This is a genomic window from Oceanihabitans sp. 2_MG-2023, assembly GCF_030547245.1.
Classification (GTDB): Bacteria; Bacteroidota; Bacteroidia; order Flavobacteriales; family Flavobacteriaceae; genus Oceanihabitans.
Genome location: NZ_JAUOQT010000009.1, coordinates 51,643 through 65,193 on the forward strand (window position 1 = coordinate 51,643; position 13,551 = coordinate 65,193).

Sequence of the window (13,551 nt, forward strand, 5' to 3'; positions counted from 1 at the left end):
CTTTTTTATGTAGATTATTTCCACTAAATCAAAAATGGAAAACCATTATTCTTTAAGCACAAACTCTAAAGGAATTCCTGTAGCACCATTAGGGAAACTAGTTCCTAAAAGAGCAGAAATTGTAGGAGCAATATCTGTAATTACCGTCTTTTGATAAGTACTTCCTTTTGTTATTCCTTTACCATAGAATAAAAGTGGCACATGTGTATCGTAATTTAAACCAGAACCGTGAGTAGAACCTGTTTTGCTATAAGATATAACCGCAGGATCTAAAACTGCTAAAATATCTCCAGAACGTTTTTGGTTAAATCCATTTTGTAATAGTTCTTCAATTCCGCTAGTAAAATCTGTAGTTTGCATAGTAGTCGCAGAATATACTTTATCTATATTTTTATATGTGATAAGCTCATTTACTATTGCTTCTTGCACATCTTCTAAATTTAAGCCCAATAAAGCGATACGCTCTCTATTTAAAAATATTTGATTATTACTTCCGTTTTCTAATAAATCACTAGCTCCAAATCTTTTAGATATAAAGCTACTTAACTTGCTTTTAAAATCTTTAGAATCAAAATAACCAGAAGGTATGTTTACACTTTGTAAATACGACGGTACATCTACTGCACCATGATCTGATGTTAGAAATAAAGTATATTCGCCTTTTCCAACTTTAGCATCTAGAGCATTAATAATACGCTCGATATCTTTATCTAATCGTAAGTATGTATCTTGTATTTCTTTAGAGTTCACTCCAAAATTATGTCCAACATAATCTGTACTAGAAAAACTCACTGCCAAAACATCTGTAATATTATCTTGCCCTAACTGCTCTCCATCTATTGCAGCAATAGCAAAATCGGCAGTTAAAGCATTTCCATAAGCAGTAGCCTTTAAAATATCAAATCCGTTATTTTCTTTACTTAATGCTTTTAAGTCATAAGGAAATGTTGCAGATTCTTTACCCTTAAAACCACCTTCAAAAGTATTTAAATCTGTGCCACTTTCAGTATATGTATTAATATCATGTAATGTACTCCATGGTTTTAAGTAAGATGCTGCAGCATCTGAAGCATTGAAATCAATAACCCAATTCGGCAAATCATTTCTATAATATGTACTTGTAATCCAGTTACCTTCCTCTTTTCCATGAAACCAATATGCTGCATTTGCAGTATGGCCTGCAGGTAAAATTGCGCCTCTATCTTTTACAGAAATACCTATCGTTTTTCCACGCATTTGCGTAAACAATCTATTTTCATCTGCAAAGGTTGTTGTTTTCATTCTACGTGGTGACATTTGACCAGAAGTTGCCGTTGTACCAACAGAGTTCTCTGTATCATCTCCTGCACAATAGACCGATTTTTTAATCTCTTTATCATACCAATTATTAGCAATAATACCGTGGTTTTTTGGAGTTGTTCCAGTATATATAGAAGTATGCCCTGGACCTGTATATGTTGGTATATAATTGTAATGATTATTTTTACAATTAAATCCATCGTTCATTAATTTTTTAAAGCCACCTTCTCCAAACTTGTTATAAAAACGGGTTAAATAATCGTATCGCATTTGATCGACAACAATACCAACAACTAATTTTGGTCTTGCGTTTAACTCTATTTTAGCTTCTAGATTAGTTTGTGTAGTGTAGTTCGTTTGCGCTTTACATCCAAAAAATAAAGAGAAGGCAAAAATGTATAATAAAGGTTTCATAATAGTATGATTAAATTTATTTTTTCAAAAATACAGATTTATAGCTTTTAAATTTTCCTTTTTCAATTAATTTATCGTTAAATACGTCTTAGTTTTATACTTTAGCATTAACAAATTTGTTTATGACATACCTTCATAATATAGGAGCTTACTTTATAATGATTAAAGACATGTTTCGCAAACCTACAAAATGGTCTGTAATGAAAACATTAATCTTTAAAGATATTGATGACCTCATCATGGGCTCCCTAGGTATTGTTGCCTTTATTTCCTTTTTTGTTGGTGGTGTAGTTACTATACAAACGGCATTAAATATTGACAACCCTTTAATACCAAAATATTTGGTTGGTTTTGCCACCAGACAATCTATTATATTAGAGTTTGCTCCTACTTTTATTTCAATTATCATGGCTGGAAAGGTAGGATCATTTATCACATCAAGCATAGGTACTATGCGGGTTACCGAGCAAATCGATGCTTTAGAAGTTATGGGGATAAACGCAATTAACTATTTAGTTTTCCCTAAATTTATAGCACTTATGCTCTACCCTTTTGTAATATCTATTGCCATGTTTTTAGGTATTGTTGGTGGAATGGCTGCGTGTTTTTTTGGAGGTTATAGTTCTATAGATGATTATATTATTGGTATTCAAACCGATTTTATTCCATTTCATATAGCATATGCGTTCATTAAAACTTTTGCATTTGCATTCTTACTAGCAACCATACCTTCTTTTCATGGATTTTTCATGAAAGGTGGAGCATTAGAAGTTGGTAAAGCAAGTACTACATCTTTTGTTTGGACAAGTGTGGTAATCATTCTTTTAAATTATATATTAACTCAAATGTTGCTAAGCTAATGATAGAGGTAAAAAATATACATAAGTCTTTTGGCGACGCTCATATTTTAAAAGGAATTAGCACTACTTTTGAAAATGGAAAAACCAGTTTAGTTATTGGTCAAAGTGGTTCTGGTAAAACCGTTTTTTTAAAATGTTTATTAGGGCTTTTTGAAAAAGATGAAGGAACTATAACCTATGATGGTAATATATACTCCGAATTAACTAGTGATCAAAAACGAAATTTACGGAGTGAAATGGGTATGGTATTTCAAGGCTCTGCTTTATTTGATTCTATGACTATTGCTGAAAATGTCATGTTTCCTTTACGTATGTTTACCAAACAAAGTAAAAGCGAGATGCAGGATCGTGTAGATTTTGTTTTAAAACGTGTTAATCTTCCAGATGCACATAACAAAATGCCTAGTGAAGCTTCTGGTGGTATGCAAAAACGTGTTGCTATTGCAAGAGCGATAGTAAATAAACCAAAATATTTATTTTGCGATGAACCAAATTCTGGATTAGATCCTAAAACAGCAATTGTAATCGATAATTTAATTCAAGAAATTACAGACGAATATAATATAACAACCATTATTAATACACACGACATGAATTCTGTAATGGAAATTGGAGAAAAAATTGTGTTTTTAAAAGATGGCTTAAAAGCTTGGGAAGGCTCTAAAGAAAACATTTTTATTACAGATAATAAAGTTGTAACAGACTTTGTTTACTCTTCTGAACTGTTTAAAAAAGTACGCAAAATGTACTTGAAAGAGCATCAGTAAACAACTTTAACAAAAGCGCATGCTCCATATGGGAGCATACATTATTGCCTTGTTATTGTACAACTAGCGTATCCAGTTTCAACTTTAATTTCAACCAGCTTTCTAATTTCTTTTTGTCTTTTACTCTACGTTCTGGAGTAGTAAGTGAATCGTTCCATTTTACTGTAAAAACAGCAACCGTATCTAGCTTCGAAAAGTTAGAATGTATCACATTTGCATAGGAGAATTGCTCTACATTTTCATAATTAATTTTCACTTCAAGGCTTAATTCTTCAAAAGGAATGAAATCTTTTTCAAACTTAGAAAGCCTTCTCACTTTGTCTTCTAAATAGGCGATTTTTTGTTGTTGCGACATCAAATCTAGAGAATCACGTGTTCGCAATTCCTCCATATATTCCAGATTATTTACAATTCTATTCTTGACTTGATTCACCTGTAATTTGGCATCTTTTAATGCAGTATAATTATTAAAACGCTGTTGCAAAACGGCAACGGTCGCTTCTGGAATTTCATCTGCACCAAAAGTAGTTAATTCTATGGTAGATATATCGGTAGGATTATAAACAATAGCAGCATTCTTTTTTATATAACTTGCATTAGGTAATGCTTCTAATTCATGAGAAATAAATCGTTTTGCATCGTTGTTAAAATTACTTTCACGTAATACATTTAAGAAAGTAAGTACAGCTGGAATCATGACTAAAATAGCAACAAAAGACGCTAGTCTTGAAATACGTTTACGTTTTGCCGAATTAGCATATTTAAGCATAGGAAAACGAAGTACTTTAAGCACTAAAAATGTTGCTAGAGCAATAAAAATAGTATTTATAATAAACAAATACATTGCTCCTGATGCAAACTTTAAACCTACCGAAAGATCATCATTTAAAGCATAAGCTAATCCATAACCAACCGTACATAATGGTGGCATTAATGCTGTAGCAATTGCTACTCCAAAAATTACCGAAGCAATAGTACCTCTTTTTGTTCGTGCAATAATTAATGCTAAACCACCAAAAAATGCAATCAAAACATCGCGAATATCAGGCTTTGTTCTGGCTAATAATTCGGAGGATTGTTCTTGTAAAGGAAAAAATTTAAAGAATAAAAAAGCGGTAAGTACACTTAGCAAAATCATGACACCAAAATTGATTAACGATTTTTTTAAGGTATCAATATCATTAATAGCCACCGAAAGTCCAATTCCAAGAATTGGTCCCATTAATGGCGAAATTAACATGGCTCCAATTACAACCGCTGTAGAATTTGCATTTAAACCTACAGATGCTACAAAAATAGAGCAAATTAAAATCCATGCAGTTGCACCTTTAAAAGGAATATCTCCTTTTATAGCCTCTATAGTTGCGTCTCTATCGGTATCTTCTCTAAAATCTAAGAGTTCGCTAAAAAAATGTTTTATACTTTGCAATAATCCTTTTGCTCCCTCTTGTACTGCTTTTTTAGATTGCTTTACAGCTTCATCTTTAGCAGTATTTTCTTCCTCAGAAAAATTAAATTTATTTTCTTCACTCATAGTTAATCATGCATAATCCTTAGATCTTGTTAAAATAACAAAAAATCATTTTATTCATATTGTTCGCCAAAAGTATTTTTCACATTTTGAAGTACTTTTTTAATATCCTGCTCTTTTGCCTTTGGAAAGATAAGTAATACTTCGTCTTTATCTACAATAATATAATCTTCTAATCCATCAACTACTACTACTTTACCTTTTTTGGAACGTATCATATTACCCGAAGCATCATGGGTTAATGTTTTAGCATTAACAACAGCATTATTGTTTTGATCCTTATCTAATTTATCATATAAACTCCCCCAGGTTCCAAGATCATTCCAATCGAATTCTGCAGGTAATACATATACATTTTTAGATTTTTCCATGATGGCATAATCTACAGATATGTTTTCTGCCTTTGGATAATTTTCTAAAATAAAATCATCTTCAAATTCTGTATTATAAACAGCAGTTCCTTGCGAAAATAAAGCAAATAATTCTGGTTGATTATTTTTAAAAGCTTGTACGACACTTTTTACACTCCACATAAAAATCCCTGCATTCCATAAAAAATTCCCTTGTGCGATAAACTCTTTCGCTGTTTCGTAATTTGGCTTTTCTCTAAACTGGTTTACATTTTTTATTGCTGTACTAGTTTTTTTATCAAATTCAATATAACCAAAACCAGTATTAGGAAATGTTGGTTTAATCCCAAGTGTCATTAGCGCATCGTTGTCTGCACAAAAATTAAAAGCTTGTTGCACATTTTGTGTAAATGTATTTTCGTCTTCTATCCAATGATCACTTGGTGCAACTATCATAACTGCATCTTCATTTTCTTTCTGAATTTTTAAGGATGCATATAAAATACAAGGAGCTGTATTTCGCATAGCAGGTTCTAATACTACTTGACGTTTGGTTACTTGAGGCAATTGTTCGAAAACCAAATCGTTATATTTTTCATTCGTTAGAATGAATATATTTTCTTGCGGAATTATTTTTGCTAAACGATTAAATGTTTTTTGAATAAGCGTTTCTCCTGTTCCCAACATATCGTGAAACTGCTTTGGAAACTCTTTTGTACTTATTGGCCAAAACCTTGATCCTACTCCTCCAGCCATTAATATGGCATAATTATTTTTGTTCATCTTACTCATTTAATATTTCTACTTCTGCATTGGGATTGAAAAGATACATTTTTCCTGTAGTAACTTCTATACACTCAATACGTTTAACTCGTTTTTGTCCTTTAACAAATACTCTACCATTGTAAAGTTTAAAAGATTTACCCAAAGGTACTTGAAAAACATAGTCTTTATTATTTGGTTCGTCGAACTGCTTTAAAGCTAAGGCCAATTGCGTGTCTGTGTCGCTAGAAGCTTTTGGGTTTTTAAAATGTTTTGCCAATAATGGTAATAATTGCATTGGAAATACATCTGGATTTAAAACAGGAAGCATTAAATGCTGAAATGTTTGTTTCCATTCTTTACCATGCGGTTTTATAAGGTTTCCATATTTCTGAAAGGCTTCTAAGTGTGCAATTTCATGAATTAACGTTATTAAAAACCGATATTTATTAAGATTCGCATTTATGGATATTTGGTGTTTATTATTTGGAAGTTTTCTATAATCTCCATGTCTCGTTTTTCGCTCCTTTTTAACTTTTACCACCAAATTATCATGTTTTAATAAGTTTAAAACATGAGGAATAGCTTGCTCTGGAATATAGTTGTTTAGCGTATTTTGCATGATGGCTAAAATAGTTTATCTATTGGACTTAGTAAAAGAAAACTGCAAACTTCGTTTCACTTTACCGATAATACATGCGCATGGAATTCTTTTAGACTTTGTGGTAATGAATAATATTTTAAATATAACCTCTTAGCTAAGAGAACTCTAGTTATATTGCATAAAATAAAGCCTAATTATGAAATTAAACTTATTGTCTTGTGATGCTATAAGGCCAGATAAAAGAGCAATAGCCAAATGTATAACTGAGATTTCATTAAATATTGGCGAATCTTTAGCTAACGAACTAACAAGTATCTTATTAGAAGGAGATGCAGTAGATATTGAAGTTACAGATAAAAATTCTGGTTCTGCTTTACGAGCACTACGAAAATTGAGTATAGACTACGAAATTATAGAATAAACAAAATGCCTTCTACCTCCTTCTATGGTTCCTTAAAAATCAAGGTGTAGAATTGGAAACCTGTAACATTTTACCATTAAACAATTTATTACCAGTTAGTGCAAAATCATGAATATATGTTGCCATTTGCTTTGCAGTTGTAGGTGCATCGTAATCCGGAAAGGCTTCTTTTAACATTTCGGTTTGTACTGCTCCTAAAGCTAACACATTAAATTGTGGTCCGGTTTCTTTATGTTCTTCTGCTAATAATTCGGTTAAAGTAATTACTGCTCCTTTACTAGAACTATAGGCTGCTAGTCCAGGAAATTTTATGCTGCCTTGCACACCACCCATAGAACTAATAGTGACAACATGACTATCTTTTTTCATAAACGGTAATGTAATTCTAGACATTTCTGCTACACCAAAGACATTGGTTTTATAAACATATTCAAAATCTTCCATGGTCGTTTCGGCAAAAGGTTTATTTAATAAGGTGCCTGCATTATTAATTAAAATGTCTACTTGTTTCCATTCGGTTTTAATGAAAGTTTCCACTTTCTTATAGTCTTCTGCTTTACATAAATCGAAAGCCATTGAGTTTATATTATCAAAATGTAGATTATTAATTGGTTGCGCATTTCTAGATAATGCTAATACATTATGTCCTTGATTTGCAAAAAGGTGAACCAGTTCGAAACCTATCCCTCTGCTTGTTCCTGTAATTATTATATTTTTACTCATCTTTTAGTATAACTTCTTTAGTTGGTGCATTCATCATTCCTTCAAAAGCTGGAATCATTTTATTAATAAAACTAGTCATATGCTCGTAATCCATTTTATCTGCTTCATCATCGACGTGGTGGTAATATTCAAAATTTGTAAAATCGAATGTTGAAATTGCATGTGCAGGAATATTAAATTCACTAAAAAATGGAAAATTATCGGATCTCATGAATAAATTAAACTCTTTTGCTTTAGGAAAAAAACCAACTACTTCCTCTCCTGCATATCTATTTAAGGTTTCTGCAAAATTAGATCTTTCAAAACCACTCATGTATGCCATGGATTGATCTGCGGCTCTTGGTACACCAATCATTTCAAAATTAATCATTGTATAGGCATTTAATTTCTCTTTTTTTAGTCTTTTCGCTAAGTGAGTTGATCCTTTTAAACCTAATTCTTCTGCAGCATAAAGCGTCACAAGAATACTTCGCTTATTGGTTTTTGTTTTTGCAAAATAAGCTGCAAGTTCCATGGCAGCGATTGTTCCTGAAGCATCATCGTTAGCTCCATTAGCAATAGAATCACCGTTCACTTCTTTTGCGAAACCTATATGATCATAATGACCACCTAAAAGGATAAATTCGCTTTTTAATTTTGGGTCATTTCCTTCTACAACACCAACGATATTAAATCCTTTAATGATATTAGGATCTGTTGATTTATCAGAACTACTTTTAGATTCTATCTCAAAATTATCTCGATAGGTCTCAAAATAAGGTTTAATGTTATTCTTTTTTAAGAAATCTTCAATATACACAGCAGCTTTTTCTATACCAATACTACCTGTTGCTCTACCTTCTAGTGCATCTGAAGCCAAATACTCCATACTTTCTTGAATCGACTTTACAGAAGGCCCTGTGCTTTTGTTTGTAGTAACACAGCTTAAAACCGAAACCAAAATTAATAATGCTAATATTTTTTTCATGAGATTGTTTTAGAGTTTAAAGATAAAAAAAACCTAACTCAAATAATTGAATTAGGCTTTTGTTTTATTGCAACTCCTCGACTGCGCTCGGAATGCCTTTATTTTAAATACAAATAATGTATTATACTAGCATAGTAACAGGGTTTTCAATATACCCTTTTAAGGTTTGTAAAAACTGTGCTCCTGTTGCTCCATCCACTGTTCTGTGATCACAAGCAAGCGTTAGCTTCATCGTGTTACCCACTACAATTTTTCCTTCTTTTACTACTGGCTTTTCAACAATATTACCAACAGAAAGTATTGCCGAGTTTGGCTGATTAATAATAGATGTAAAACTTTCTATACCAAACATTCCAAGATTTGAAATAGTAAAAGTACTTCCTTCCATTTCATCTAATGCAAGCTTTTTATTTCTTGCTTTCCCTGCATAATCTCTTACAGCAGCTCCTATTTGAGTTAAACTTTGCTCGTTAGCAAATTTTACTACAGGAACTAATAAACCATCTGGTACAGCTACTGCAACACCAACATGTACATGATTATTTAATTGCATTCTGTCATCAAACCATTGCGAATTTACTTGAGGATGCACTTTTAATGCTAAAGCACATGCTTTAACAATCATATCGTTATAAGATATTTTTGTATCTGGAATAGAGTTATATTGTTTTCTAAATGCGATAGCATTCTCCATATCAAACTCCACATTTAAATAATAATGTGGTGCTGTAAATTTAGATTTCGCTAGGTTTTTAGCAATCGCTTTACGCATGTTAGAATTTGGTACCTCATCAAAATCTTCTTGTCCTGTTGGTACAAATTTACCAACGGATGTACCGGATGTAGATGGAGTAAAGTTTTCTATATCTCTTTTTATAATTCTGCCATTTTCACCAGAACCTGCTACCTGAGTTAAATTAACTCCTTTTTCTTCTGCCATTTTTTTAGCTAATGGAGAAGCTAATACTCTATCCCCCGAAGTTGTATTTGTATTAGATGGTTTAACTGCCGGTTTAGATACTGCTTTTTTAGGTGCTTCAGATTTAGTTTCTGTTGCTTTTGGTGCTTCCTCTTTTTTAGCAGCAGGAGCATCTCCTTCTACTTTAAAGTTTTTGGCTACTGCGGAAACATCTGTTCCTTTTGGACCAATGATAGCTAAAAGAGAATCAACTTTAGCAGAATCTCCTTCGTTTAGACCTATGTATAATAAAGTTCCAGATTGAAAAGACTCAAACTCCATCGTTGCTTTGTCTGTTTCAATTTCTGCAAGTATGTCTCCTTCTTCTACTTCTTCTCCTACTTTTTTAAGCCATGTTGCAACCGTACCTTCTTCCATGGTATCGCTTAATCTTGGCATAGTAACCACAATTACTCCTTCAGGTAATTCTTGTTGTTTTTCTGAAGTAGTTGCTGTTTCGCTAGAAGTAGTTGCTTCTTCTTTTTCTTCTGTTTTTGGAGCTTCTTGATTTGCACCTGAAAGTAATGCAGAAATATCTTCTCCTTCTTCTCCTATAATTGCTAAAAGTTCATCTACTTTAGTAGTCTCTCCTTCTTGCACACCAATGTGTAATAAAACACCTTCATGAAAAGATTCGAACTCCATCGTTGCTTTGTCGGTTTCAATTTCTGCAAGAATATCTCCTTCTTCAATTGTATCACCTACTTTTTTAAGCCACGCTGCAACAGTACCTTCTTCCATCGTGTCACTCAATCGAGGCATATTTATTATTTCTGCCATAGCTTATAATTTATGTTGTAAAAATGGATAATCTTCTTGTTCGTAAACGACATCGTACATTACGTTTTTATCTGGATAAGGAGACTCGTCTGCAAATTTTTCACATTCGAGAACTAGAGCCTTTACTCTCTTGTCGATAACTTTAATATCGTCTTCTGAAGCATATTTTTTATCTAAAATCACCTCTTTTACTTGTGTAATAGGGTCAATTTTCTTGTATTCTTCTACTTCGTCTTTTGTTCTGTAATGTTGTGCATCACTCATAGAGTGTCCTCTATAACGATATGTTTTTAATTCTAAAAATGTTGGACCATCACCGCGACGAGCACGTTCTAGAGCTTCATCAAAAGCTTCGGCAACTTTTATTGGGTTCATTCCATCTACAGGACCACAAGGCATTTCGTAACCTAAACCTAGTTTCCATACATCGGTATGATTTGCAGTACGTTCTACAGAAGTTCCCATTGCGTAACCGTTGTTTTCGCAAACAAATACTACTGGTAATTTCCAAAGCATTGCCATGTTAAAAGTTTCATGTAAAGAACCTTGTCTAGCTGCACCATCACCAAAACAGCAAATAGTTACTGCTCCTGTATTGTGATATTTATCTCCAAATGCCATTCCTGCACCTAAAGGAATTTGCCCACCAACAATACCATGACCACCATAAAATCCTTTTTCTTTTGAAAAAATGTGCATAGAACCACCAAGACCTTGTGAAGTTCCTGTTGCTTTACCAAATAATTCTGCCATTACGCGTTTAGGATCTACTCCCATTCCTATTGGTTGTACATGATTTCTATATGCAGTAATCATTTTATCTTTAGAAAGATCCATTGCATGTAAAGCTCCTGCTAATACTGCTTCTTGACCATTATAAAGATGAAGAAAACCTCTTACTTTTTGTTGGATATATACTGCAGCTAGTTTGTCTTCAAACTTTCGCCAGAATAACATATCTTCATACCATTTAAGGTATACTTCTTTAGTGATTTTTTGCATTGGTAGTGCTATTAATTATAAAATTTCATTTATTAACACCAATATTACATTGGTATTCACTTTATTTTGTTGTTGCTTAATTTTGAAAAATAATAATTTTCAAAAAAAGTTCCACTAACAAAAGTAACACTTTAGTTAGGAATAAAAAAGGCAGAAAATTGTAAAATTTTCCGAAATCGATTTCGATTCGTCTATAGAACGGACTTATCGAATACCAAAGGCAGTAAATTAGCTAGAGACTTAGATTTTACTACTTTTCCTGTTTCTCCCATAAAATATAATTCGATGTCTTCGTCTTGTTTTATTTCATATTCTGCAATTGCTTGTCTGCAAGCTCCACAAGGGGGAATTGGTGCAATGGTTTGATGCAAGGTAGAACCAGCCACAATAGCCATGGTTTTCATTTTTACATTTGGGTATTTTGCTCCTGCGTAATAAATGGCAGTACGTTCGGCACATAAACCGGAAGGATAAGACGCATTTTCTTGATTACTTCCTGTTACTACTTGTCCATTTTCTAGAGCTATAGCTGCTCCAACAAGGAATTTAGAATAAGGAGCATATGCTTTTTCTCTAGCTTCCATTGCTTGCTCCATAAGCGCAGCTATATTTTTTGGCAATTCATTAAAATCGTTATAAACAGTTAGTGTGGATTCTATTTTTATTTCTTTCATCTATTCGTTTTTATTGCCTTTATTAGCAAGATACAACATGCAAAACTACCTATTCTCGGTCTTGATTATAAATTCGTATTGTATGTTTCATAATTTAAAGATAAGAAAGTATTTTAGACAAAAAAACTATTGCTTTTGGCAATAGTTTTTATTGTTTATTACAGTTTACAATTAATATTCTGTATATGAATCTGCTCCTAGATTAAATGCAAGAGAGAAACGTAATGTATTTTCTAGTGGGCTTTGTACTTTAGAAGCGGAGAATAAATAGGATAAATCTACGGTTACTGCACTAAATTTAAATCCAGCTCCTAATGCAAAAAACTTTCTAGCTCCTTTATCTTCTGCCTCGTTAAAATATCCTGCTCTAAATGCAAATGAATTTTGATAAGAATATTCTGCACCTATAGCATAGGTAAACTCTTGTATTTCTTCACTAAACCCTCCTGGTGCATCTCCAAAAGATTGAAACATACCATTTACGAAACTTACATCGTTGTCTTTACCTTCCATAATAACATAATCATCTACAACAGCACCTAAAGGACCGTCTATATCCTCATCATATTCACCGTTTCCATCTACATCAGTATATTCGTACTCTACACCTGTTTTTGGAGGCGTTGGCACTAATAATTTAGTAACCTCTCCTGTTAAAGACACTTTATTATAATCGTCTAGAATAAAATCGAAACCACCACCTAAACGTAAGGTTGTTGGTTGAAAGTTTTCTACACCACCTTCGGAGTATTTAAATTTTGGTCCAATATTTTGAATCGCAAAACCTAAACGAGTTCTACCATTAAAACTATTATATGCCTCTTCTTCACTTTGGTAATATCCAGAAATATCTACACCAAAGGTACTAGCTGCTTTAGCGTCTGGATCAAACCCGTCTAATTTTAAATCAGAATTTAAGTAACGCATAGCTACAGACATAGCAAATTGTTCGCTTAATTTAAGTGAGTAAGCCACATCTAATGCAAATTCATTTGGCTTTTGTATTAAAGGAGTAGAGGTCTCATCTTGTACAAATTCAATTTCTCCGTAACTAAAATACTTTAAACTAGCAGAAACTGCACTTCTATCACTTAATCTATTATAATAAGAAACGTATGCAATAGATATATCGTTAACTAACTTACTTAAGTAAGGTGTATAGTTAAGTGCAAAACCTTGCTTATCTGTGGAAAATGCATATTTGGAAGGATTCCATTGTTGTGAATTTGCATCTACAGAAGTTGCTACTCCCATATCTCCCATTGCTGCTGCACGTGCATCTGGAGCAATAAGTATAAATGGCATACCTGTTGTAATTACTCTGGAATCATTAGGGTCTGCTATTACAGTAGTTTGTGCATTTATTTTAGCTATTAATAATAAGCAAGCTATAGTTAAAATTGACTTCTTCATTTAGTTTATTTTATTTAACAAATATA

Annotated in this window: 13 protein-coding genes; 3 read left to right on the forward strand and 10 right to left on the reverse strand. The window is 32.6% G+C overall.

The window, feature by feature from the left end; translation table 11 throughout:
* Positions 1-45 precede the first annotated feature (45 nt).
* Entirely contained in the window at positions 46-1,713 is a 1,668-nt protein-coding gene (gene pafA / locus Q4512_RS15025) for an alkaline phosphatase PafA (RefSeq protein WP_303426088.1), read from the reverse strand.
* A 122-nt stretch (positions 1,714-1,835) separates the two neighbouring features.
* On the opposite strand from pafA, the gene Q4512_RS15030 reads away from it, so the two are divergent.
* Together Q4512_RS15030 and Q4512_RS15035 are read left to right on the forward strand one after the other, a co-directional pair.
* Entirely contained in the window at positions 1,836-2,573 is a 738-nt protein-coding gene (locus Q4512_RS15030; protein ID WP_303426090.1) for an ABC transporter permease, read from the forward strand.
* Entirely contained in the window at positions 2,573-3,340 is a 768-nt protein-coding gene (locus Q4512_RS15035) for an ABC transporter ATP-binding protein (RefSeq protein ID WP_303426091.1), read from the forward strand. The genes Q4512_RS15030 and Q4512_RS15035 overlap by 1 nt, the downstream gene beginning before the upstream one ends.
* A gap of 52 nt (positions 3,341-3,392) precedes the next feature.
* On the opposite strand, the gene Q4512_RS15040 is transcribed toward Q4512_RS15035, so the two are convergent.
* From Q4512_RS15040 to Q4512_RS15050, 3 genes are read right to left on the reverse strand one after another with little or no spacing between them, the layout of a single operon-like run.
* Entirely contained in the window at positions 3,393-4,874 is a 1,482-nt protein-coding gene (locus tag Q4512_RS15040) for a DUF389 domain-containing protein (protein ID WP_303426093.1), read from the reverse strand.
* Between the two features lie 50 nt (positions 4,875-4,924).
* On the reverse strand, positions 4,925-6,004 hold the full coding sequence (locus tag Q4512_RS15045) for a mannose-1-phosphate guanylyltransferase (RefSeq protein WP_303426095.1): 1,080 nt from the start codon (positions 6,002-6,004) through the stop codon (positions 4,925-4,927).
* Between the two features lies 1 nt (position 6,005).
* Positions 6,006-6,605: a SprT-like domain-containing protein gene (locus tag Q4512_RS15050; protein ID WP_303426097.1), complete on the reverse strand. Its 600-nt coding sequence runs from the start codon at positions 6,603-6,605 to the stop codon at positions 6,006-6,008.
* 178 nt (positions 6,606-6,783) lie between these two features.
* On the opposite strand from Q4512_RS15050, the gene Q4512_RS15055 reads away from it, so the two are divergent.
* A complete protein-coding gene (locus Q4512_RS15055) occupies positions 6,784-7,008 on the forward strand; it encodes a hypothetical protein (protein ID WP_303426098.1) in 225 nt (74 codons plus the stop codon).
* 39 nt (positions 7,009-7,047) lie between these two features.
* Here the strand turns inward: Q4512_RS15055 and Q4512_RS15060 are convergent, their stop codons facing one another.
* The 6 genes from Q4512_RS15060 to porV all read right to left on the reverse strand — a co-directional run bounded on the left by Q4512_RS15060 (position 7,048) and on the right by porV (position 13,525).
* On the reverse strand, positions 7,048-7,731 hold the full coding sequence (locus Q4512_RS15060; RefSeq protein ID WP_303426100.1) for an SDR family oxidoreductase: 684 nt from the start codon (positions 7,729-7,731) through the stop codon (positions 7,048-7,050).
* A complete protein-coding gene (locus Q4512_RS15065) occupies positions 7,724-8,698 on the reverse strand; it encodes a M20/M25/M40 family metallo-hydrolase (RefSeq protein ID WP_303426103.1) in 975 nt (324 codons plus the stop codon). The genes Q4512_RS15060 and Q4512_RS15065 overlap by 8 nt, the downstream gene beginning before the upstream one ends.
* Positions 8,699-8,819: 121 nt before the next feature.
* Entirely contained in the window at positions 8,820-10,436 is a 1,617-nt protein-coding gene (locus Q4512_RS15070; RefSeq protein ID WP_303426104.1) for a pyruvate dehydrogenase complex dihydrolipoamide acetyltransferase, read from the reverse strand.
* A 3-nt stretch (positions 10,437-10,439) separates the two neighbouring features.
* Positions 10,440-11,438 carry a pyruvate dehydrogenase (acetyl-transferring) E1 component subunit alpha gene (pdhA, locus tag Q4512_RS15075; protein ID WP_303426106.1) on the reverse strand — a complete coding sequence of 333 codons (999 nt, stop codon included), beginning with the start codon at positions 11,436-11,438 and terminating at the stop codon, positions 10,440-10,442.
* Between the two features lie 191 nt (positions 11,439-11,629).
* Positions 11,630-12,112 (reverse strand): cytidine deaminase, encoded by a 483-nt coding sequence (gene cdd, locus Q4512_RS15080; RefSeq protein ID WP_303426108.1) that lies wholly within the window; start codon positions 12,110-12,112, stop codon positions 11,630-11,632.
* A 171-nt stretch (positions 12,113-12,283) separates the two neighbouring features.
* Positions 12,284-13,525, reverse strand: a complete 1,242-nt coding sequence (gene porV, locus Q4512_RS15085) for a type IX secretion system outer membrane channel protein PorV (protein WP_303426110.1) — start codon at positions 13,523-13,525, stop codon at positions 12,284-12,286.
* Positions 13,526-13,551 lie beyond the last annotated feature (26 nt).

Coding starts and splice junctions, on each gene's coding strand:
- pafA (WP_303426088.1), bottom strand. CDS start 1,713: ATGAAACCTTTATTATACATTTTTGCCTTCTCTTTATTTTTTGGATGT.
- Q4512_RS15030 (WP_303426090.1), top strand. CDS start 1,836: ATGACATACCTTCATAATATAGGAGCTTACTTTATAATGATTAAAGAC.
- Q4512_RS15035 (WP_303426091.1), top strand. CDS start 2,573: ATGATAGAGGTAAAAAATATACATAAGTCTTTTGGCGACGCTCATATT.
- Q4512_RS15040 (WP_303426093.1), bottom strand. CDS start 4,874: ATGAGTGAAGAAAATAAATTTAATTTTTCTGAGGAAGAAAATACTGCT.
- Q4512_RS15045 (WP_303426095.1), bottom strand. CDS start 6,004: ATGAACAAAAATAATTATGCCATATTAATGGCTGGAGGAGTAGGATCA.
- Q4512_RS15050 (WP_303426097.1), bottom strand. CDS start 6,605: ATGCAAAATACGCTAAACAACTATATTCCAGAGCAAGCTATTCCTCAT.
- Q4512_RS15055 (WP_303426098.1), top strand. CDS start 6,784: ATGAAATTAAACTTATTGTCTTGTGATGCTATAAGGCCAGATAAAAGA.
- Q4512_RS15060 (WP_303426100.1), bottom strand. CDS start 7,731: ATGAGTAAAAATATAATAATTACAGGAACAAGCAGAGGGATAGGTTTC.
- Q4512_RS15065 (WP_303426103.1), bottom strand. CDS start 8,698: ATGAAAAAAATATTAGCATTATTAATTTTGGTTTCGGTTTTAAGCTGT.
- Q4512_RS15070 (WP_303426104.1), bottom strand. CDS start 10,436: ATGGCAGAAATAATAAATATGCCTCGATTGAGTGACACGATGGAAGAA.
- pdhA (WP_303426106.1), bottom strand. CDS start 11,438: ATGCAAAAAATCACTAAAGAAGTATACCTTAAATGGTATGAAGATATG.
- cdd (WP_303426108.1), bottom strand. CDS start 12,112: ATGAAAGAAATAAAAATAGAATCCACACTAACTGTTTATAACGATTTT.
- porV (WP_303426110.1), bottom strand. CDS start 13,525: ATGAAGAAGTCAATTTTAACTATAGCTTGCTTATTATTAATAGCTAAA.